Origin of the sequence: Bradyrhizobium sp. (assembly GCF_019244115.1) — a bacterium.
Lineage (GTDB): Bacteria > Pseudomonadota > Alphaproteobacteria > Rhizobiales > Xanthobacteraceae > Bradyrhizobium.
On the sequence record NZ_JAFATE010000314.1, the window covers coordinates 1 to 20,364 of the forward strand.

Below are 20,364 nucleotides of genomic sequence, written 5' to 3' on the forward strand. Positions count from 1 at the left end.
CGGGAAACCACTCTCGTCCAGTCTTCGTTTACAAGTGATTCGTGACTCATCTCGTGTTGGAATCACGAGCGTTTCCAATACGCAAGACCAAACTTAACGCCTATGGGGAATGCCGGGTGCTGGCCGCAACCCATGGCCCGCCAGCAACAAGAAAAGCTGGCGGCAGTAACCACAGGTTCAGCCAAATCATCCCGGCATTCCCTGCGCGATGGTTTTAACGCTTATGGCGCGCTCTCCCTGGGAACCGGGCTTTCTTGCTCCCATCGCCCGCGAGATCATCATCTCGCGAGCTTGGCCTCAGCGTCGGGAGGCCAGGACCACGCGCTTTCGCCGTCCGCATCGATATCGCTCGTCCGGCGAGACCAACACGTCCACCGCATCCCCGCCTCACGTGTCGTGACGATCGCGATACGCCCTCTGCATCGAGGCGGGATAGCCGCACCATACTTCTGATTTGCCGAAACAGCAAGCAGAAATATTTTTTGCTCGGGGGCTGGACAGCATTTTGTCAGAACGACCCGTCGGGCAAATCAGTCCGTACAATCCGACAGTTCAGCCCTCCCCATCCGCTTCCGACGGCGGTTTGAAACGCCGCCCGCTCCGCCGACGTCAGCGACAACCGGTGCTTTGTCCGCCGATCGAGAATATCAGCGGCGCATGTCGCCCACTCCGTGTCGCTGACATAGCTGGCCTCCCGTTCATAGAGATTCGCGCCAAAATGCCGCCCGAGATCCGCGCAGCGGCGCGCCGATCCCAACAGTTCTCGCGCACGCGTGCCGTAGAGGCGCGCATAGTGATGGACCAGATCCTGCGGCAGGGCCGCATACTCGCGCGCCAGCTCCGCCGCAAAGTCTGGAAACGACGTCATGTCGCCGCCGGGCAGCGGTTTTCCGGCGGTCCAGGCCGGCTGCATGTCCGGAAACCATGGCAGGAGACGCTGCATCGCGTGCTCGGCGAGTTTTCGGTAGGTGGTGATCTTGCCGCCAAAAATCGACAGCAGCGGCGCGGTGCCTGCCGCGCCGTCGACCTCGAAGACATAATCCCGCGTCACCGCGGACGGATTTTTGGCATTGTCATCATACAGCGGCCGGACACCGGAGAAAGTGTGAACGATGTCGCGCGCCTCCGGGGCCTTTCGAAAGTAGCGGCGCAGCACGCGCAACAGATAATCGGTCTCGGCAGCGTCGATCGCGACATCCTCGGCGCGGCCGTCATAGGGAATGTCGGTGGTGCCGATCAGCGCGAGCTTGTCGCCATAGGGATTGACGAAGATGACGCGACGATCGTCGTTCTGCAGCAGATAGGCCTGCGGCCCGTTCCAGAACTTTGGCACTACCAGATGGCTGCCCTTGACGAGGCGCACCCTGTGCCCGGAATTCAGTCCGGCAACGACAGATGCGACGTCCTGGACCCAGGGGCCGGCTGCATTGACGAGCACGCGCGCGCGAACGACCTGCGTCGTGCCATCCGCGCCCTGCATCTCGAGCAGCCAGCCGCCGTTTGCGCGCTGCGCGCGCAAGGCGCGGGTGCGCGGCAGCACGCGCGCGCCGTTCTGGGCCGCATCGATCAGGTTGAGGATGACGAGCCGCGCATCGTCGACCCAGCAGTCGGAATATTCGAAACCGCGGCGAAATTCAGAGCGCAGCGGCTTGCCTTCGGGGCTGCGGGTGAGATCCAGGCCGCGGCTCGGCGGGAGGCGCTTGCGGCCGCCGAGATGATCGTACAGGAACAGGCCAGCCCTTACCAGCCACGCCGGACGCTGCTCCGGCGAATGCGGCAGCACGAACCGCATCGGCCAGATGATGTGGGGCGCGGAGGCGAGCAGGACCTCGCGCTCGATCAGCGCTTCGCGCACCAGGCGAAACTCGTAATATTCGAGATAGCGCAGACCGCCATGGACGAGCTTGCCCGAGCGCGACGACGTGCCCTCGCCAAAGTCGTCCTTCTCGCAAATCAGAACTTTAAGGCCCCGCCCGGCCGCATCGCGCGCGATGCCGGCCCCGTTGATTCCGCCCCCGATGACGGCGATGTCGACCAGCCCGTGATCCCCGCCCGCGGCCGGTGCAGCACCATTCATCGCGTCTTGCCGACCCGCTTCTCAATTCGCCGCGCGGACGCTTTCGCCGAGGCGCGCGGCTTCACGGCCGGCTTTGCCACGGCTTTGGGCTTCGGAGCCTGCAAGCCGTAGGTCGAAAATCCCCGCGCGGTCTCCGCGATCTCGTCGTCGCTGAGAATGACGGGCTCACCGAGCGCGAGCGAGAGATAGTATTGGCGCGCAATGGTCTCGAGTTCGACCGCGAGCCACATCGCCTTGTCGAGGTTGGCGCCGACCGCGATCATGCCGTGATTGGCCAACAGACAGCCATTGCGGCCTTCGAGCGCTTCCAGCGCGAGCTCGGAGAGCTCCGCGGTGCCGTAGCGTGCATAGCCCGCGCAGCGAATGTCGGTACCGCCGAACGCGGCCATCATGTAGTGGCAGGCGGGGATCGGCTTGCGCGCGATCGCGAGCACCGTGGCATAGGTGGAATGGGTGTGCACGACGCTGCCCACGTCCGGGCGGGCGCGCATGATGTCGAGATGAAAGCGCCATTCGGTCGAGGGCTGCAATGGCCCGGACCATTCGCCATAGGAATCGTCGAGCGCCATCGCGGCGATCATCTCCGGCTTCATCGCGTCATAAGGCGTGGCCGACGGGGTGATCAGCATGCGGTCCTTGTAGCGGGCGGAGATGTTGCCTGAGGTACCCTGGTTGAGACCCGAGTCGTTCATCCATCGGCATTTTGCGATGATCGCCTCGCGCAGCTTTCGTTCCTCACCGGTCATAAGCGAAACCTTTCGTCCTCAGCAGGGGTTGAGCGGCGGCTCGCCGGCCAGAAAGCGGCGAACCTCCTCGGCCGCCTGCTCGGCGGCAACAGTGACGGTGCGCACCGAGGCGCCGGCAATGTGCGGCGTCAGTGTGACATTGGGCAGTTGCAGGATCGGCCAGTCCGGCGGCGCCGGCTCGACGGCATAGGTGTCGAGCATCGCGCCGGCCAGCCGGCCCGAAACCAGCGCGTCATGCAGTGCCTCGTAATCCACCAGCGGCCCGCGCGCGGTATTGATGAGGATCGCGCCGTCCTTGACCCGCGCCAGCGCATCACGACCGATGAATCCCGTTGTCTCCAGCGTGACCCGCGCATGCAGGCTGATCACGTCGGCACGCGCCAGCAATTCATTCAACGCAACATGCTCGACGCCATCATGACGGTCTTGCGCGCTGAGCTGGACATAGGGATCGGTCACCAGGATCCTGCAGCCAAAGGCCTTGAGCAGTCTTGTCACCCGGCTGCCGATCGCGCCATAACCGACGATCCCGACCGTCATCTCGGACAGCTCGCGCCCGGTGCGGTCGGCACGATAGAGATCGCCGCGCCATTCGCCTGATCGCAACGCCTCGTGGCCGCTGCGGATCAGGCGCGTTTCGGCGAGAATCGCCCCGATGGTGAATTCGGCGACCGCGCTCGCATTGCGGCCGGGCGTGTTGACCACCAGCACGTTGTGATCGCGCGCCGCCTTGAGGTCGATATTGACCGGGCCGCCGCGCGAGACCGCGATGAATTTCAGCTTGGGAAGCCGTTCCAGCATGGCCCGCGAGATCGGCGCAAGATGCGTGACGAGCAGCGCCGCATCGCCGATGAAGGCCGCGACCTCGTCCGGCTGTCCCATATATTCCTTCAGGCCATCGAGCGGGGAGCCGGCATAACCGTGCTCCATCGGCTCGTCCGGCCAGGGCTGCTCGAGCGTTTTGATGCTGATGCCGTTGCCGCACGCCGCGGCAATTTGCTCGGCGAAGACCGACGGCAGCATGAAACGATCGCCGATGACGGCAATGGCGTTGGTATTGGAATGAGACAGCGTCGAATCGGGCATCGCGTGAGGCTTTGTACTAGACATGGGCGTCCCCCGCGCGCAAGGCGGCGAGCTGCTTCCAGACCGGCCGGGAGCCGAGCCGCGCATCGAGGTAGACCGGAAACAGTTTTGCGTAGCGCGCAGCCAGGACCGGATCGGGCGCCTGCGGCGTACTGAGATGCGGGCTCACCCAGTCTTCTGCGCAGGCTGCCATGTCGGCGTAGCAGCCGGTGGCGACAGCCGCGATCATCGCCGCTCCCGCGGCACCGGCCTCGGCGCGACTGCAGATCCGAATGTTGCAGTCGAGCGTGGCCGCAAGGATCGTGCCGAGCGCCCGGCTGCGCGCCGCGCCGCCGGTGATCCTGATATCGCGCGGCAGCGTTCCCATGGCGGCGTAACAATCGCGCGCCGCGAATGCCAGTCCCTCGATGACAGCGCGCATCAGGTCCCAGTAGCGGTGGCGGGAGCGCAGGCCGAAAAATTGCGCGCAGGCCTCATGCGCGACGAACGGGCCGCGCTCGCCGGCATCCGAGATGAAGGGATGAAACAGCAGTTCGCCCGGCTCGGCCTGCAGCACGCGTTCGTCGAGCCGTTTGAGGAGATCGCCGCGCGCGCGCGTCACGCCTTCGGCGGCCAGCACGTCCAAAGCAAGATCGAGCAGCCAGTCGATGTTCAGCGTCGCCGCCATGTTGGATTGCATCTGCGCATAATGGCCGGGCACCGGGAACGGCATGGTGTAGCCGGTCGCCTCGCTGTTCAATGTCACTGCGTCCGCATTGGCGGCGAGCCGCATATGCATGCCGGTCGAGCCGACGATGGTGCAGCCGATATCGGGCGCGGTATCGTAGAGGCCGGCGCCCAGCGCATTGCAGATCACGTCGACATAGCCGAGCGACACCGGCACGCCGGCGGGCAGGCCAGTCTCCGCCGCGGCCGCATCGGTCAGCCGATGCGTGGTGGCGACGCCGTCGACCACTTTGGGAAAAAGCCTCATCAGATCGGAGATGCCGATGAGACCAGCGGTCTCCTCATCAAAACCGCGCTTGCGAAACTTGCCACACGTGAAGGTGGCTTCCGACGGATCGGTGGCGCGCTCGCCGGTGAGCAGGAAGTAGAGCCAGTCCTTGCAATGAAAGGCGGTGCGCGCCCGCGACAGCACATCCGGCTCGTGGGCCTTGAACCACGCCAATTGGGCGCCCTGCTGGCACGCATTGAGGCCGGAGCCAGTGCGGCGATAGAGTTTTGCGTTACGCTCGCTGGACCTGATCTCGTCCACCAGTTTTGCCGCGCGCGAATCGAGCCACAGCAGCGCCGGCGCGACCGGCCGCCCGTCGTCGTCGATCAGCCAGGTGCCGTCGCCCTGCCCGGTGACCGCGATGGCCGCCAGGCGCGTGCCGAGATCGGGGACGACGGAGGCAAGTCCCCTGACCGCGGCGACCGTATCGGTCCAGGTCCGCGCCATCTCCTGCTCGACCCGGCCGCCTGCGGCGATGCGATAGCTGTTCGGCAGCGCGAATTCGCCGAGCTGCCCGCCGTCACGCGCGAACGCCACGGTCTTGATCATCGAGGTGCCGGCATCGATGCCGACGATCAGGTCGCGGCTTTGCGTCATCGTGCCGCCGCCTCCGCATGGTGAATGCAGGTGCCGTCGGCGGCGAAAATGTGGATGTGACGCGGCTCGATCGCAAACGGCACGAGCTCACCCGGCCGCGCCGCGACGCGGCCCGGCGTGACGGCAATCACGAGATGGCCGCAGAGTTCGCCGGCGATATGCGACTGGTCGCCGAGCCATTGATTGGAGGCAACGCGCACGCGTGCCTCGCCCGATCCGACCGCGATCTTCTGTGGCCGGATGCCGATGCGCAGCGACGGCGCCGTCTCCAGCGTTTTTCGCGCGACGGCGTCGAGCGCGTCGCCCTCGATCTGGAGGGCCACGTCGCGGCCGACCGACAGGCGGAAGCCGCCATCGGTGCGGCTGACATCCGCCTCCAGCAGGTTCATCGGCGGCTCGCCGATGAAGCTGGCGACGAACAGGTTTGCGGGCCGGTCCTTCAATTCCTTCTCGCTGGCGAACTGCTGCAGCACGCCGTCCTCCATGACCGCGATGCGATCCGCCAGCGCGCTCGCTTCGGTCTGGTCGTGGGTGACGAAGATCGCCGTCATTTCCCGCTCGGCAAGGAGGCTTTTGATTCGACCGCGCAGCACCGCGCGAAGCTGCGGCTCGAGCTGCCCCATCGGCTCGTCGAGCAGATAGAGATCGGCGTCGCGCACCAGCGCGCGTGCCAGCGACACCCGCTGCTGCTGACCGCCCGAGATCGAGCGCGGATAGCTGTCCAGAATGTCCTCGATCTCGACCAAGTGCGCGATCGTGTCGACGCGCCGCGACATCTCCGCGCGCGACAGCTGCCGGGATTTCAGCGCAAACGCGATGTTCTCGCGCACCGTAAGCGGCGGATAGAGCGAGTAGCCTTCAAAAGCCATCGCGACCTTGCGCCGGGCCGGCGGCAGCTCGTGGATGCGCCGTCCCTGCAGCGTGATCGATCCGGCCGTCACGCTCTCAAAACCCGCGATCATGCGCAAGGTCGAGGTCTTGCCGCAGCCGGATGAGCCCAAGAGTGCGACGATCTCGCCCTTGCCGATCTCCATGTCGAGAGATCGCACGGCGTGAACCGGCGTCTTGCTGCGGCTCGCATAGACCTTGTCAACGCTGCGAAGCTCGAGTATGCCCATGGCCATCACTGCTCCATCATGCGGCCTGTCGCCGGTGCGACAGTTCGATGCGGCGTCCGCTCGCGCGGTCGAACAACAGCGCCGCCTCCGGCGTGAAGCGGACAAAGACTGACGCGTCGGACGCCGTGTAAGGTGCGTCAGGCGGCAGGGCCGCGAGCCATTCCGTTCCATCGGCCAGGCGAAGCAACAGCACGGCCTTTTCGTGGATCGGCGTGACCGCGAGGATGCGCGCCGGGACGGCGTCGTCAGCAGCCGATAACGAGATCATCAGATCTTCAGGCCGCACGCCGAGCCAGCAGGCCGCTGTCGGCGGCTCCGCGCCAGCCGGGCCGAGATGCACGCGGGCGCCAGAGATCGCGGCCGAGAGCGCGCCATGCTCGGCGAGCGGCGTCACCTCGACGAGATTGATGGAGGGATCGCCAAACAGCCGCGCGACGGCGACGGAGGCGGGTCTCGCATAAATGTCCTCGGGAGGCGCGACCTGCTCGAGGTGGCCGTCGATCAGCACGGCGATGCGATCGGCGATCGCCATCGCCTCGCGATAATCCTGGGTCACATAGAGCACCGATGAAGAACCGCGCCGCAGCAGGTTCGGCAGTTCGAGCCGCATTTCATAGCGCAGCTTGGCGTCGACATTGCGCAGGGGATCGTCCAGCAGCAGCACGTCCGGGCTGCCGATCAGCGCACGCGCCAGCGCGGTGCGCTGCTTCTGCCCGTTCGACAATTCACGCGGCATGTGACCCAGCACATGCTCGATCTTGAGCAATCGGCTGATCGCCTGCACGCGGGCCGCCACCTCGGCGGCTTTGCCGCGCAGTCCGCTCGCGATGTTCTGGCGGGCCGACATGTGCGGAAACAGCGCAAAATTCTGGAACGCCATGCCGATGCCGCGCCGCTCGGGCGGCGCGCCGACCATCGAACGGCCGCCGATGAGAATTTCGCCTTCGTCGGGCTCGAACATGCCCGCGATCATGCGCAGCAGCACCGTCTTGCCACTGCCGGACGGTCCGAACACGGCGACGATCTCGCCGGGCTCGACGGCGAGCGACAGACGATCGGCCGGCAGTGTCGTGCCAAACGCCTTGCTGACGGATTTGAGCTCGAGCCGTGACATTCCCTAGCCTTTCACCGCGCCGAGCGACAGCCCCTCGACCAGGTAGCGCTGCGCATAAAGCGCGAGCAGCAGGGTCGGCGTCACCGAGAGCACGATCGCCGCGGCGATCTGCCCGTATTGGATTCCCGAAGCCGTGACGAAGGCGAGCGCGCCGACCGTCACCGGCTGCTTGTCTGCGGAGGCGAGGATCAGCGCGAAGACAAAATTGTTCCAGCAGAAAATGAACGACAACAGGCCGGCCGCGGCAATGCCGGGCCCGGCGAGCGGCACCGCGATGCGCGTAAAAGCCTCGCGCCAGGAATGGCCCGCGAGACGGTAGGCATGCTCGATATCGGGGCTGATGTCCTCAAAGTAGCCGCGCACGATCCAGAGGATCAACGGCAGTGCAATGAGCTGATAGACCCAGACGATGCCGAAATAGGTGTCGTTGAGGCCGATGTCCTGATAGTACAGCGACAGCGGCAGCAGCACGAGCAACGGCGGCGCGAAGCGGAACGAGAGCAGCGTGAAGGCGATGGTTTCGCCGAGCTTGAACTTGAATCGTGCGAAGGCATAGGCCGCCGGCACGCCGAGCAGCAGCGCCAGCACGACAGCGGCGCTCGACAGCGCAAAGCTGTTCCACAGATTGTGCACGAAGGAAATTTCGAGATTGCCCGCGGTCGTCCGCAACTGGCCGGAGATCAGCGCCGCGTAATTGCCAAGCGTCGGTTCGAACACGAGGCGGGGCGGGATCCGCAAAATCTGCTCGTTGGTCTGGAACGACATCAGAAAGATCCAGACGATCGGAAACATGAAGAACACGAGGACGAGCGCAAGGGCGATGCCTCGGAAGATGCGTCCGGCGAGACTGGAATGTTCCATGGCCAGCGCTCCATCCTCAGGCCTGGCCGTGTGCGCGTGCGCGCAATCGCAGCCAGTTCCTGATGAAGATGTTCGAGAGGATATTGGTGATGAGCCAGAGGATCATCAGAAGTGCGGCCGAACGCCCGACATTCGTATACTGGAAGAATTCGAGATAGGCCTGCACCTGGAACACCATCAACCGGTCGCCGGGCCCGCCCTGGGTCATCGCATAGATGATGTCGAACTGCTGGATCGAGTCCAGCAGGCGGAACAGCGAAGCGGTGATGATGTAGGGCGCCAGCATCGGCAGCGTGATGCGGAAGAACACGAAACTGGCCGGCACGCCGTCGAGCGCGGCCGCCTCGAACGGCTGGCGCGGCAGCGAGCGCAGGCCGGCGAGCAGCAGGATCATGATGAAGGGCGTGTAGACCCAGATGTCGACCAGCACCACCGTGAACAGCGCGCTCGACGGATCAGAGGCCCATTTGAAGTCGGTGACGCCGAACAGACTGACGAGATAAGAGAGAATGCCAAAGCCCGGATTGGTCATCAGCTTCCACATCAAGGCCGCGATGGCGGGCGCGGTCATCAGCGGCAGCAGCAGCACGATCGAGACCGCGTTGTGGAAGCGCGTCGGACGCCGTAGCAGGAGTGCGATGCCAAGCCCGAGCAGGAGCTCGAGAATCACGGTCAAGGCAGTGTAGACGAGCGAGATGCGCAGCGTGTTCCAGAACGCCGGATCCGACAGAAAGTCGATATAGTTGTCGACCCCGATGAAGCCGCGAAGGTACGGCAAATTGAGCCGGTAGCGCTGCAGGGAATAGGCCGCCGCGGTCACGAACGGCACCAGGATCGCGATGCAGACCAGCAACGCCGGCAGGCTGAGCAGATAAGGCAGCCAGCGACCGCGTGGCCGCGCCTTGCGGCCGGTCAGCGGGCTGGTGTGAAGAAGCTGAAGTATGCTCATCCCTGACCATTGATCGCGTTGCGAGGCACACCGCCGGCCCGGACGGGGCCAACTTCCGAACCGGCGGGCTGTCATGGTGCGGGAGGAACGGGCACCATGCAAGACATCAGCCGAGACCAGCCTGCTTGAGCTGGCGGTTGATGCTGTCGGCGAGCTTGTCGAGCCCTTCGTCGACGCTGACCTCCTTGGCGACCATCTTCTGCAGCGAGGCCGCCCATTCGGTGGTCAGATCGAAGAACAGCGGCTGCGCGGTAAAATAGATCTTTGCGCCGGGCGCCGAGACGTCGTGCTGCTCGAGATAGCCCGGATAGGACTTTGCGATGCGGTCGCGGAACTCGCTGTCCTTCCAGACCGAGGCACGCACCGGATTGACAAAATCCATCTTGCGGGCGCCGAACAGGTCATGCTCGGTCGAAGCCGCCCATTGCATGAAGGTCCAGGCCGCATCCTTCTGCTTGGAGAAGCTCGACATCGCCAGCGACCAGATCCAGACATTCGGCGTCGGCGCCTTGGCGGCCGGATTGGCCGCGAAGGCGGCATAGCCGAGATGGCCCTTCTCCTTGTTGTCGCCCCCGTTCATGAAGTAGCCGAGAATGTCGGCATCGAAGATCATGCCGGAGGCGCCGGCGCCGAGATCGGTGCCGACCTGGTACCAGGTGTAGGTCGACCAGTTCTTTGGTCCCGACTGCTGGATCATCCTGACCCATTTCTCGTGGAAATCCTTCGAGGCCTTGGTGTTCATGGCGGCCTTCAGCTTGCCGCCCTCCATCACAAAATCCTTTTGGCCGAAATTCGAATAGGCCGACAGGAAGCCCGGATGGATGGTCGCCCATGAGCGCGAGCCGCGCACGCCGACACCATAGGGCCCGCCGGCATCCTTGGTGATCTTGGCCGCGACCTCGATCATCTCGTCGAGATTTTGCGGCGGCTTGACGCCGACCTTCTCGAAGATGGTGCGGTTGTAGGTGATGTTGTTGAGCTCATACCCCCAGGGAATGCACCATTGCTTGGCCTTGCCGGAGCCGAGCTCGGAGCCGGCGACGCCGTCCCACGCCGTCGAGGCGCGCAGGCCCGGCAGCACGTCATCCCAGGCGAAGGCCGGATTGGTTTTCGCGCCATCCTTGATGTAGGTGTTGAGGTCCTCGATCCACCCGGCGGGGCCGTAGGTCCAGGTCATGTACGCGCCGGTCATGAACGCGTCGTATTGGTCCGATTTCGACGACAGCGCCGCGGTGACCTTGTCGAAATAGACGTCCTCCGGGAAGATGTCGTAGGAGACGTTCATTCCGGTCAGCGCCTTGAAGGCGTCGAGGTCGCCGATCATCGCATCGACGTAAGGGTGCTTGTTCAGCAGCAGCTTGATCGACTTGCCGCTCTGGCCCTTCCAGTTGAAATCCGCCGCCATCGCCCGCGACACCGAGGCTGCGAAGGCGGCATTGGCGGCGAGCCCGGCGATGCCGAGTTTGGCGGCGCCGTCCAAGAGATCGCGCCGGCTGATGCGCTTCTTGGCGTAGGAGTCGAACAGATTCTTCTCACGATCGAACATTCAATCCTCTCCCTGGTTACACGTTTCACTTCCGACCCTTGGTTCTTCTCGTGCCGGATGTCGCCTCCGGCTTGTCACTGGCGAGCGCCTGAGCGGTCGCCTCGTCGGTGATGAGCCCGTGCAGCATGCCGCTGCGCAGCACCGCCCGCAGCGCGGTCAGCTTGGGCAGGCCGCCCGCGATCGCCACGATGCGGTGCTTTCGCAGGTCATCCGCGCTCATGGACGTGGCCCGCGCCGACAGATCGATGTCGAGCACGCGGCCGTCCTCGTGAAAAAAATGCCCGAGCAGATCGGCGCAGGCGCCGACCCGCTTCAATTCGACGACCTCCTCCGGCTTGATCATGCCGCTGGAGACGAGAAAGCCGTCGCGGCTGATCTGGCCGATGCCGACGAACAGCAGCGAGGCCTGGCGCGCCAACGCGAAGACGTCGGCTATGCCGTATTGCTTCATCAGCACGGCGCGATCGGCGACGGAATTGGCGAATACCGGCACCGGCAGCAGATAGGCCTCGGCGCCGGTGCGTTCGGACAGGCGATGGATCACGTCGAACGGATTGGCCGCAAACTTTCGCGTCAACCCGCCGAGCAGCGAGACGAACTGCACCTCGCGCGCCGGCGTCCGCGGCAACTGCTCGATCACGGCGGCGAGCGTACGGCCATGGCCGACGCCAATGACCTTGTCGTCGCCGCGTTCGAGAATCTGGCGCAAGAAACTTGCGCCTTCGAGCGCCAGCGCTTTTAGCGGCAGGTCGCCCTCGCCAAGGTCGGGCGCGACGCGACAGAACGCAAGCCCGAGGCGCTGGGCCAGCGTGTTTTCCAGCGCGACGCATTCCGCCACCGGTCCTTCGACGAAGACGCGGATCATGCCCTCGCGGCTGGCCCGCGCGATCAGGCGGTGCGCCTTGGTGCTCTGGATGTTCAGCCGTTCGGCGACTTCCGACTGCGTCAGCCCGGCGGCGAAATAGAGCCAGGCCGCGCGCGTCGCCAGTGACGCATCGTCGTCGATGATCGGCAGCCTGTCGGAAGACCCAGCCATGCTGAAAACGACCGCTTGCAAAATTCTTCACGTCTTGCAAAAAATTGCAAAAGCAGCTCCGTGCGTCAAGCCCCTGATCATGCTGCGGCGCAACGGTGGTGGCGGCTGCCGGTCGGTGGCACCTGACCGGCTGACCGCAAAGGGCGTAGTGAAGTCGAATGGCAGACCTGTTCCTCGGCATCGATATCGGCACCGGCGGCGTCCGCGCCTGTGCGATCGATGCACGCGCCGAGATCCAGGGCACGGCTGCGGCGTCCCTGCCGCCGCCGCGGCAGCAGGGCGATGCGATCGACCAGGAGCCGGAGCTTTGGTGGCAGGCGATGGTGACTGCGATCGGCAAGCTCGGCCAGGCCGTCGATCTCGGCCGCGTCACGCGCATTTCGGTCGACGGCACGTCCGGCACCTTGCTGCTGATCGATGCGGAGGGCCGGCCGCGTTCGCCTGGGTTGATGTACAACGACGCGCGCTCCGTCGCGGAGGCAGCCCGCATCGCCAAAATCGTGCCGGCGGAGAGCGGCGCGCATGGCCGCAGCAGCGCGCTGGCAAAACTGCTGCATTTGCTGGACCAGGCCGAGGCCACCGATCTCCGCCACGCCGTGCACCAAGCTGACTGGATCGCCGGCCGCCTCGCCGCTCTGCACGGCATCAGCGACGAGAACAATGCCTTGAAGCTCGGCTATGATCCGGTGACCCGCAGATGGCCGGCCTGGCTCGATCACGTCGGCGTGCCGCGCGCGCTGCTGCCAAAGGTGCTGGTGCCGGGGACATCGCTGGCGACAATCGATCCGGCCGTCGCGCGATCATTGGGTCTGCCGCCTTCGGCCGAGATCGCGGCCGGCACCACCGACGGCGTCGCCTCCTTCCTCGCAACCGGCGCAGATCAGCCGGGCGATGCCGTCACTTCGCTCGGCACCACGCTGGTCCTCAAGCAGCTCGCAACCCAGCCCATCTTTGCCGCCGACCAGGGCGTCTACTCGCACCGCCTCGGCGAGCGCTGGCTCGCGGGCGGCGCCTCCAACACCGGCGGCGCGGCGCTGCTCGCGCATTTCACCGCAGATGAGATGGACCGCCTCACTCCACAGCTCACACCGGCGGAGCCCACCGGGCTCGACTACTATCCGCTGCCAAAGCCCGGCGAGCGTTTTCCGATCGCCGATCCTTATCTCGCGGCGCGGATCACGCCGCGCCCCGCCGAACCGGTTCGCTTTTTTCAGGGCCTGCTCGAGGGCATCGCTGCGGTCGAGGCGCTCGCCTATCAGCGCCTGGCGCTACTCGGCGCGCACCCCCTGCGCCGCGTCATCAGCATCGGCCGCGGCGCGAAGAATGCACCATGGACGGACATCCGCCGCCGCACGCTCGGCGTTCCCGTCACGACAGCAGAACAGACGGAGGCCAGTTACGGCGCCGCGCTGCTTGCGCTTCATGGCAGCCCGCCATGACGGAAGGTCCCGTCGCCATCGCCGGGCTTGGCGCCATCGCCGACCGTTTCGATCACGTCCTGCTCGACCAATGGGGCACCCTGCACGAGGGCCGCGCGATCGCGCCCGCCGCCTATAGCTGCGTGATGAAGCTTCGCGACGCGGGCAAGCGCGTGCTGGCGCTGTCCAATTCCGGCAAGCGCGCCGAGGCCAATCAGCGCCGTCTCGCCGCGCTCGGCCTGCCAGCGGAGAGCTATGAGGGCGTGCTGTCGTCCGGCGAGGTGACGTGGAACGGACTGCGCGCGCGCGATCGCGCGCCGTTCAAGGACCTCGGCCAGGCCTGCTTTTTGATCACGCGCGACAATGACCGCTCCATCGTCGCCGGACTCGGCCTCAGCCTGGTCGACGATCTCAAACAGGCCGACTTCATCCTGCTCGGCGGGCTCGATGACGCGGCCGCAGAGCCGGAACAGTGGCGGCGCCGCCTGAGCACGGCGGCGATGCACGACGTCCCGATGCTGTGCGCCAATCCGGACCTCGTGATGTTCGGTGCCGGAGGACTGATCCCGGCGCCGGGCGCCTTGGCGGCCTTCTATCAATCGCTCGGGGGCAAGGTGAGATTCGTCGGCAAGCCGCATGCCCCGATCTTCGAAGCGGCGCTGGCGCGGCTCGGCCAGCCGGACCCTAGCCGCGTCCTCGTGGTCGGCGATTCGCTCGATCACGACGTCGCCGGCGGACGCGCGGCGGGCATGCTGACGGCGCTGATCCGCTCCGGTGTCCACCGGGCGGCGCTGGCGGACGCCGCCGATCTGCCACAGGCGATCCTTAAACTCGCCGGCTCCGAAGCGCGCACGCCGCATTGGACACTGCAACATCTGGCCTGGTGACACCACGCAATGCAGAAACCCGCTGGTATCGACGAACTCCGCCGCATGTCCGCGCGCGTCGGCAGCAACATCCTGCTGACGCAGGCCGCCGGCGGCAATTCCTCCATCAAGCAGGACGACGTGCTCTGGGTCAAAGCCTCCGGCATGTGGCTGGCCGATGCCGAGGACAAGGAGGTCTTCGTGCCGATTTCGCTCTCCGGTGCCCGCGCCGCACTTGCCGAGGACGACGAGCGCATGCCGCTCGCACCGGGCCACCACAGCCCGCTTCGCGGATCCATCGAGACCTCGCTGCATGCGCTGATGCCGCATCCGGTCGTGCTGCACGTCCATTCCGTGAATACGATTGCATGGTCGGTGCGAACCGACGCGGCCGACAAGCTGGCCGCGCGCCTTCATGGCCTCGCCTGGCAAAGGCTCGACTATCACCACCCCGGCCTGCCGCTTGCACGCGCCGTGAGCGAAAGCCTGGCGCGGCGGCCCGCCGACGTGCTGATCCTGGGCAATCATGGCCTCGTCGTCGGCGCGCAAACCTGCGAGGCCGCGGAGGCGCTCGTCCTGGAGGTCGAGCGCCGCCTTGCGCTGCCACCGCGCAGCGCTGCGCTTGCCGACACGACCGCGCTCGCGGAGATCTGCGATGGCACGGCGTATAGCCCCGTGGCGGACCAGATCAGCCACCAGCTTGCGACCGACCGTCACAACCTTCGCCTCGTCACGTCAGGCTCGCTCTATCCGGACCACGTCATTTTCCTCGGCCCCGCCTTGCCCGCACTTGTGGGCGGCGAAACCCTGACGGCGAGACTCGCACACACCGCGAGGGCCGGTTTGCCCGCGCCGATCGCCATGCTGATCCCCGGCAAGGGCATCGTCATCCGCAACGACGCCAATGCGGCCGCGCAGGCGATGCTGAGCTGCCTCGTGCTGGTTGCGAGCCGCCTGCCGTTGCGGGCACAGATCAAATACCTGCCCGCAAAGGCCGAGCAGGCCCTGCTCAACTGGGACGCCGAGCGTTACCGTCAACAGATGACGGCAAGTCGCTGAGAACAGATTGGGATTTCCGACGTCATCGCCCGGCTCGACCGGGCGATCCAGTACGCGGCGGCTCATCAGCTCGAGCACTGCCGTCTCTGGAATACTGGATGCCCCGCTTAAAGCGGGGCACGACAGCGGAGAGATATTGAAGCAGCTCAAGTTTGGGCCTGGCTCCCATGTCCTCCGCAAAGCGCAGCAAGTATCCGTCGGGGTCCTGGACCAGGAATTGCCGGCTGCCTTTTTCCTGATTTCCGATCCGATACCACGCGACGTGACAGTCCCGAAACAGCGGCCAATTTGCCCGCGCGAGTGCATTGAGCAGCGGGTCGACAGAGGCCACGAACATCTGGAAATTGATGCCACGTCCCAAGGGGCACTCGAGATGGCCGGTTTCCCAGTTGCCATTGTGCTGGCACAGCATGATCTGCGATCCCTGCAGCTCGAGATAGAGAAAGCCGTTCTCCGGCCGCTGATACGCGATCTGAAAACCAAGAATGTCGCACCAGAACTGCTTGCTCTTCGCCAGATCGAAGACGTCGAGCTCGGGGACGAGCGGTGCGAACCCGCCTGTCGGCATTCGGTCCAGTGAATTTTCCATTTGCTGCTGCTCCGTGCACGGGCAAGGCTAGACCAAGCGCGCCGGAAGCAAAAGCGGACCATCAAAGCGTGCCCCGATCAGGCGCGCATCGCGGCCGCAATCGCGACGCTCCGCTCGTTGCGACGAGCCAGGCGGCCGATCAGCGGGCGCAATATTGCCGCGGGCCGCCCGAATAGGGCTGGTAGGTGCAATCCGATGATCGGAACGAGTGATAAAACTGCTCGCAGGCCGCAACGTTGCACTGGCCGCCATGCGACTCGGCAGAGGCCGGCGCGAGGCTTCCATCGGCGGCCGCCGCGCGATCCTGGTCCGATGCGATGGCGCGCTCGGGCGAGGTCCCGCCGCTGGACTGTCCGACCGTCGTTGCCGGCGCGCCGGATGCCGGCGAATTGACATCAACCGCCGCTATCTGCTCCGCCTGCTCCACAAAATCCTTCCAGATTTTTGCAGGCAGCGAGCCGCCCGTCACACGGTTCATCGGGGTGTGGTCGTCATTGCCGACCCAGACGCCGACGACGAGATGGTCGTCGAAGCCGATGAACCAGGCGTCCCGATAGTCCTGCGCCGTCCCGGTCTTGCCCGCGGCAAAGCCCTGCAGCGCCGCCGCACGCCCGGTGCCGTGCTCGACCACGCCGCGCAACAGTGCGATCAATTGGGACTGGTACTGTCCCAGACTGTGCTGCGTCGTGCCGGACGCATCGGCCGGCACGTCGCCCTTCTCGGTCACGAGCGCCGCAATGCCGCGCGGGCTGACGGGGGCCTGTCCGGCGCGGACGGCAGCATAAGCCGAGGTCAGATCGAGCAGCGTCACCTCGTTGCTGCCGAGCGCAAGGCTCGGATTGTTCTTCAGTGGGGCCCGCAGGCCGAGGTCGCGCGCCGCTGATATCACCTCGCCGATGCCGACCTGCTGCGCCAGGCGCACGGCGGCGTCGTTGAGCGAATCGGCAAAGGCATCCGCAAGCGTCACCTCGCCGCGGTGACGATGCCCATAGTTCTTGGGCTGCCAGCCGCGGATGTCGATCGGGGCGTCGAGCACCGTGTCATCAGGCGTGTAACCCTGGCGCAGCGCGGCGTAATAGTCGAACAGCTTGAATGCCGAGCCGGGCTGCCGCTCGGCATCGACGGCGCGGTTGTATTGGCTCGAATCGTAGTTTCGGCCGCCGACCATCGCGAGCACCGCGCCGTTGGGCCGCATCGCAACGAGCGCCGCCTGGCCAGCGTTCTTCTCGCCGCCAGATTTGGCCAGTGTCGATTGCACGATGTTTTGGGCCAGCTCCTGCAAACGCAGATCGAGTGTCGTCCGCAGGCGAACGGTGCCGCCGCTGGCCGGTATGATCGGCGCAGCCTTGTTGTAGACCCAGTCCGCGAACCAGCCGGTCGACGCCGGCGCGCTCTCGCCGGCCACGGGCGTCGCCGGATGCAGCTTTGCGACCAGCGCGTCCTCCTCGGTCAGCTTGCCGTTGGCCACCATCGCATCGATCACGCTGGTCGCCCGCTTGCGTGCGGCGCCAAGATCGTGGAATGGGTCGTCATGACTCGGCGCGTTGATCATGCCGGCCAGCATGGCCGCCTCGGCGAGGCTCAAATGGTCGACCGTCTTGCCGAAATACACCTTCGCGGCCGCTGGAAATCCGACGGTCCCCGAGCCGAGATAGACGTTGTTCAGATAGCTCGTGAGGATCTCGTCCTTGGTCAGGTGATGCTCGATCCACAGTGACATCGCCGCTTCCTGGATCTTGCGCTTGTAGGTTCGCTGCGGACCGAGAAAGAGAATTTTCACCAGCTGCTGCGTGATCGTGCTGCCGCCCGCCACCACCCTGCCGGCCTCGCTGTTCGCCCGGAACGCCCGCACCATCGAGAGCGGATCGACGCCGTGATGCCGATAGAAGCGGCGGTCCTCGATGCTGAGCACCGCGTCGATGACGGTGGCGGGCATGTCCTTCACCGCCACCGGCGCCAGCTGCAGGTTACCCTTGCGGAACAGGTCGTGCCCGTCGGCCGAGGTCATCACGATCACGCGCCGCGACGTCACCTCCGCTGCCGTCGGCCACGGGAACGCGACCAGGAACCCCGCTGCGATGCTCGCCGCCACGATGAAGACGAGACAGAGAAGCGTGGCGACGACATATCCCCATCGCGGCCGCCCCGCGCTCCTTCTGCCGCCCTCTCCCGGATCCGGATTGCTGGCCAAAGGCTCCCTGGAATCGACGGCATTGGCGATGGGTTCGTCGGGCATGTCACTCGTTCCGCCAGATGTCAGGGAGGAACCGCCCACCTGGTGATGGACCAGGCCCAGGCCGGCGGGCGGAGGCCAACGCTAGATGCGCCGCGGGAGTTCCCGCAGTTGCAAACGGATGCTTCACGACTGCACGGGGAACGGCGCGCCCGACAACGAGCGGCGGGCGGTCATTTTGCCGACGGCGACGCAGTTAGGAAGCCGCGGCGCGCGAGGGCAGCCGCCGGGCCGCGCCTTTCGCCATCGCGATCCCTTTGGGAAAGCCGCTGCGATCGGGGTAAAGCCGCCGCCTGCCCCGCTTCGGGTCGTGCTGCACGGCGAGGTCCTGGGCGCTTCTGACGTCGAGCATGGTGACGGCGCCCACCATCAACAGGGCCAGCACGACATTGCCCTTGCGCGGATTGTCGAAGCGCAGGGCCGCCAGCAGCGCCAGGATATCGAGGCCATCGCCGGCGATGCGGCTTTTCAGACCGGCCTGCTTGTCGACTGAAAGCGACATCACGCCGGCCATGATTTCGCGCACGCCGAAGACGCGAATCAGACCCTCTCTGCCGCGCATCCCCAGCGCACGCGTCAGGCGACGTGCAGCAAGCAGTTCGACCGTGCCGAGCCCGATGCTGAACCAGCCGAGCGCACGCGCCATCCGGTCCGCCGGGGTCCGAACGCTTGGACCGGAGCTGACGATTTTCGGATCACCCTTCGATCTCGCAACATTGGCCAAGAAATTCATCGCAACAACTCGCATGGTTTTACGGCTTGAGCACCACTTTGACGCAGGAATCCTGCTTGTCGCGGAACACCCGGTACATCTCCGGTCCCTGCTCCAGCGCGACGCGGTGCGTGATGACGAAGGAGGGATCGATCTGGCCTTCCTCGATCCGCCGCACCAGTTCGTCGGTCCAGCGATTGACGTGGGTCTGGCCAGTGCGCACCGTCAGCCCTTTGTTCATGAGTGCGCCCATCGGGATCTTGTCGGAAAAGCCGCTATAGACGCCGGGAATCGAGATCACGCCGCCCGGGCGGCAGACATAGATGATCTCGCGCAGCACGTGCGGGCGGTCGCTTTCGAGCATGAACATCTGCTTGGCACGATCGAGCAGCGTGGCGGGCTGAGCCATGTTGACGTGGGATTCCATGCCGGTTGCATCGATGCACTTGTCGGGTCCCTTGTGGTCGGTCAGCGCGTTCAGCCGCTCGACCACACTTTCCTTGTCGAAATCGATGGTGATGGCGCCCCCGGCTTCAGCCATGGAAAGACGCTCGGGAATGCGGTCGATCGCGATCACCTGCCGGGCACCGAGCAAAAGGGCGCTGCGGATCGACATCTGGCCGACCGGGCCGCAGCCCCACACCGCGACGCTGTCGGTGGGCTCGATGTCGCATTGCACAGCGGCCTGCCAGCCGGTCGGAAGGATGTCGCTGAGAAACAGCGCCTGTTCATCGGTCATGCCGGCGGGAATCTTGATATGCGTCCTGTCGGCATAGGGAACGCGCAGGTACTCCGCCTGGCCGCCGGGATAGCCGCCGGTGATGTGGGTATAACCGAACAGACCGGCGGTCGTATGGCCGAAGATTTTTTCGGCCAGCGCCTTGTTGCGGTTGGTGGTTTCGCAGACCGAGAAGTTGCCGCGCCTGCACTGGTCGCATTCGCCGCAAATGATGGTGAAGGGCACCACGATGCGCTCGCCCTTCTTCAGAGCGCCGTTGACGCCGCCGCCGACCTCGACCACCTCGCCCATCGTCTCATGGCCCATGATGTCGCCGGGCATCATGGCCGGAATGAAATTGTGGAACAGGTGCAGGTCCGAGCCGCAGATCGCGCAGCTCGTCACCTTGATGATGGCGTCCCGCTCATGCTCGATTTCCGGATCGGTCACCGTGTCGCAGCGGATGTCTTCCTTGCCATGCCAGACCAGCGCTCTCATCGCATCCTCCGCTGCCGTCCGCCTCTGCGCAACTCAACCGCGAGGGCTCGCGATCGTTCCTCGACGGACCGGCGCGCCGCTCCTCGCACCGACGTTTTCCGGGCAACCAATGATGCGGCGTTTCGACCAAGGGCCGGACGACTTAGG

The 20,364-nt window shown here is 65.5% G+C and carries 17 protein-coding genes; 3 read left to right on the forward strand and 14 right to left on the reverse strand.

The genetic code is table 11. The annotated features are described in order from the left end of the window. Window positions 1–508: 508 nt before the first annotated feature. The 10 genes from JOZ76_RS13920 to JOZ76_RS13965 form a co-directional block, all read right to left on the reverse strand. Window positions 509–2,077 (reverse strand): glycerol-3-phosphate dehydrogenase, encoded by a 1,569-nt coding sequence (locus JOZ76_RS13920; protein ID WP_291699206.1) that lies wholly within the window; start codon window positions 2,075–2,077, stop codon window positions 509–511. Beyond that, window positions 2,074–2,823 carry a class II aldolase/adducin family protein gene (locus JOZ76_RS13925; protein ID WP_291699207.1) on the reverse strand — a complete coding sequence of 250 codons (750 nt, stop codon included), beginning with the start codon at window positions 2,821–2,823 and terminating at the stop codon, window positions 2,074–2,076. Before JOZ76_RS13925 ends, JOZ76_RS13920 begins: the two co-directional genes overlap by 4 nt. Before the next feature lie 18 nt (window positions 2,824–2,841). Then, on the reverse strand, window positions 2,842–3,909 hold the full coding sequence (locus JOZ76_RS13930; RefSeq protein ID WP_291699240.1) for a 2-hydroxyacid dehydrogenase: 1,068 nt from the start codon (window positions 3,907–3,909) through the stop codon (window positions 2,842–2,844). A gap of 16 nt (window positions 3,910–3,925) precedes the next feature. Then, window positions 3,926–5,500, reverse strand: a complete 1,575-nt coding sequence (locus JOZ76_RS13935; protein WP_291699208.1) for an FGGY-family carbohydrate kinase — start codon at window positions 5,498–5,500, stop codon at window positions 3,926–3,928. Next, complete coding sequence (locus JOZ76_RS13940; protein WP_291699241.1) at window positions 5,497–6,618, reverse strand: ABC transporter ATP-binding protein; 1,122 nt, start codon at window positions 6,616–6,618, stop codon at window positions 5,497–5,499. Before JOZ76_RS13940 ends, JOZ76_RS13935 begins: the two co-directional genes overlap by 4 nt. A gap of 16 nt (window positions 6,619–6,634) precedes the next feature. Next, window positions 6,635–7,732: an ABC transporter ATP-binding protein gene (locus JOZ76_RS13945; protein ID WP_291699209.1), complete on the reverse strand. Its 1,098-nt coding sequence runs from the start codon at window positions 7,730–7,732 to the stop codon at window positions 6,635–6,637. A 3-nt stretch (window positions 7,733–7,735) separates the two neighbouring features. Then, window positions 7,736–8,593 (reverse strand): carbohydrate ABC transporter permease, encoded by an 858-nt coding sequence (locus JOZ76_RS13950; protein WP_291699210.1) that lies wholly within the window; start codon window positions 8,591–8,593, stop codon window positions 7,736–7,738. Window positions 8,594–8,609: 16 nt separating this feature from the next. Next, window positions 8,610–9,542, reverse strand: coding sequence for a carbohydrate ABC transporter permease (locus JOZ76_RS13955; RefSeq protein ID WP_291699211.1), 933 nt, complete (start codon window positions 9,540–9,542; stop codon window positions 8,610–8,612). A 106-nt stretch (window positions 9,543–9,648) separates the two neighbouring features. After that, a complete protein-coding gene (locus tag JOZ76_RS13960) occupies window positions 9,649–11,088 on the reverse strand; it encodes an extracellular solute-binding protein (protein WP_291699212.1) in 1,440 nt (479 codons plus the stop codon). Between the two features lie 25 nt (window positions 11,089–11,113). Beyond that, entirely contained in the window at window positions 11,114–12,124 is a 1,011-nt protein-coding gene (locus JOZ76_RS13965; protein WP_291699213.1) for a sugar-binding transcriptional regulator, read from the reverse strand. A gap of 158 nt (window positions 12,125–12,282) precedes the next feature. Here JOZ76_RS13965 and JOZ76_RS13970 point away from each other — a divergent pair, with 158 nt between their 5' ends. From JOZ76_RS13970 to JOZ76_RS13980, 3 genes are read left to right on the forward strand one after another with little or no spacing between them, the layout of a single operon-like run. After that, complete coding sequence (locus JOZ76_RS13970) at window positions 12,283–13,563, forward strand: FGGY-family carbohydrate kinase (RefSeq protein ID WP_291699214.1); 1,281 nt, start codon at window positions 12,283–12,285, stop codon at window positions 13,561–13,563. Beyond that, a complete protein-coding gene (locus JOZ76_RS13975; protein ID WP_291699215.1) occupies window positions 13,560–14,429 on the forward strand; it encodes a TIGR01459 family HAD-type hydrolase in 870 nt (289 codons plus the stop codon). Before JOZ76_RS13970 ends, JOZ76_RS13975 begins: the two co-directional genes overlap by 4 nt. A 9-nt stretch (window positions 14,430–14,438) precedes the next feature. Further along, on the forward strand, window positions 14,439–15,467 hold the full coding sequence (locus JOZ76_RS13980; protein ID WP_291699216.1) for a class II aldolase/adducin family protein: 1,029 nt from the start codon (window positions 14,439–14,441) through the stop codon (window positions 15,465–15,467). A 22-nt stretch (window positions 15,468–15,489) separates the two neighbouring features. Here JOZ76_RS13980 and JOZ76_RS13985 read toward each other — a convergent pair whose 3' ends face one another. The 4 genes from JOZ76_RS13985 to JOZ76_RS14000 all read right to left on the reverse strand — a co-directional run bounded on the left by JOZ76_RS13985 (window position 15,490) and on the right by JOZ76_RS14000 (window position 20,217). After that, window positions 15,490–16,056 (reverse strand): bleomycin resistance protein, encoded by a 567-nt coding sequence (locus JOZ76_RS13985; RefSeq protein WP_366938580.1) that lies wholly within the window; start codon window positions 16,054–16,056, stop codon window positions 15,490–15,492. A 139-nt stretch (window positions 16,057–16,195) separates the two neighbouring features. Next, window positions 16,196–18,292, reverse strand: coding sequence for a PBP1A family penicillin-binding protein (locus JOZ76_RS13990; protein ID WP_291699217.1), 2,097 nt, complete (start codon window positions 18,290–18,292; stop codon window positions 16,196–16,198). A gap of 193 nt (window positions 18,293–18,485) precedes the next feature. Continuing rightward, the gene (locus tag JOZ76_RS13995) at window positions 18,486–19,022 is read right to left on the reverse strand and encodes a hypothetical protein (RefSeq protein WP_291699218.1); all 537 of its coding nucleotides are present in this window, start codon (window positions 19,020–19,022) and stop codon (window positions 18,486–18,488) included. Between the two features lie 19 nt (window positions 19,023–19,041). Continuing rightward, complete coding sequence (locus JOZ76_RS14000) at window positions 19,042–20,217, reverse strand: zinc-dependent alcohol dehydrogenase (RefSeq protein WP_291699219.1); 1,176 nt, start codon at window positions 20,215–20,217, stop codon at window positions 19,042–19,044. Window positions 20,218–20,364 lie beyond the last annotated feature (147 nt).

What these genes read in the sequence shown, in the direction of transcription:
- JOZ76_RS13960 (WP_291699212.1), bottom strand. Translation starts at nt 11,088, where the DNA reads ATGTTCGATCGTGAGAAGAATCTGTTCGACTCCTACGCCAAGAAGCGC.
- JOZ76_RS13925 (WP_291699207.1), bottom strand. Translation starts at nt 2,823, where the DNA reads ATGACCGGTGAGGAACGAAAGCTGCGCGAGGCGATCATCGCAAAATGC.
- JOZ76_RS13965 (WP_291699213.1), bottom strand. Translation starts at nt 12,124, where the DNA reads ATGGCTGGGTCTTCCGACAGGCTGCCGATCATCGACGACGATGCGTCA.
- JOZ76_RS13985 (WP_366938580.1), bottom strand. Translation starts at nt 16,056, where the DNA reads ATGGAAAATTCACTGGACCGAATGCCGACAGGCGGGTTCGCACCGCTC.
- JOZ76_RS13970 (WP_291699214.1), top strand. Translation starts at nt 12,283, where the DNA reads ATGGCAGACCTGTTCCTCGGCATCGATATCGGCACCGGCGGCGTCCGC.
- JOZ76_RS13980 (WP_291699216.1), top strand. Translation starts at nt 14,439, where the DNA reads ATGCAGAAACCCGCTGGTATCGACGAACTCCGCCGCATGTCCGCGCGC.
- JOZ76_RS13920 (WP_291699206.1), bottom strand. Translation starts at nt 2,077, where the DNA reads ATGAATGGTGCTGCACCGGCCGCGGGCGGGGATCACGGGCTGGTCGAC.
- JOZ76_RS14000 (WP_291699219.1), bottom strand. Translation starts at nt 20,217, where the DNA reads ATGAGAGCGCTGGTCTGGCATGGCAAGGAAGACATCCGCTGCGACACG.
- JOZ76_RS13950 (WP_291699210.1), bottom strand. Translation starts at nt 8,593, where the DNA reads ATGGAACATTCCAGTCTCGCCGGACGCATCTTCCGAGGCATCGCCCTT.
- JOZ76_RS13995 (WP_291699218.1), bottom strand. Translation starts at nt 19,022, where the DNA reads ATGAATTTCTTGGCCAATGTTGCGAGATCGAAGGGTGATCCGAAAATC.
- JOZ76_RS13945 (WP_291699209.1), bottom strand. Translation starts at nt 7,732, where the DNA reads ATGTCACGGCTCGAGCTCAAATCCGTCAGCAAGGCGTTTGGCACGACA.
- JOZ76_RS13990 (WP_291699217.1), bottom strand. Translation starts at nt 18,292, where the DNA reads ATGCCCGACGAACCCATCGCCAATGCCGTCGATTCCAGGGAGCCTTTG.
- JOZ76_RS13935 (WP_291699208.1), bottom strand. Translation starts at nt 5,500, where the DNA reads ATGACGCAAAGCCGCGACCTGATCGTCGGCATCGATGCCGGCACCTCG.
- JOZ76_RS13940 (WP_291699241.1), bottom strand. Translation starts at nt 6,618, where the DNA reads ATGGGCATACTCGAGCTTCGCAGCGTTGACAAGGTCTATGCGAGCCGC.
- JOZ76_RS13975 (WP_291699215.1), top strand. Translation starts at nt 13,560, where the DNA reads ATGACGGAAGGTCCCGTCGCCATCGCCGGGCTTGGCGCCATCGCCGAC.
- JOZ76_RS13930 (WP_291699240.1), bottom strand. Translation starts at nt 3,909, where the DNA reads ATGCCCGATTCGACGCTGTCTCATTCCAATACCAACGCCATTGCCGTC.
- JOZ76_RS13955 (WP_291699211.1), bottom strand. Translation starts at nt 9,542, where the DNA reads ATGAGCATACTTCAGCTTCTTCACACCAGCCCGCTGACCGGCCGCAAG.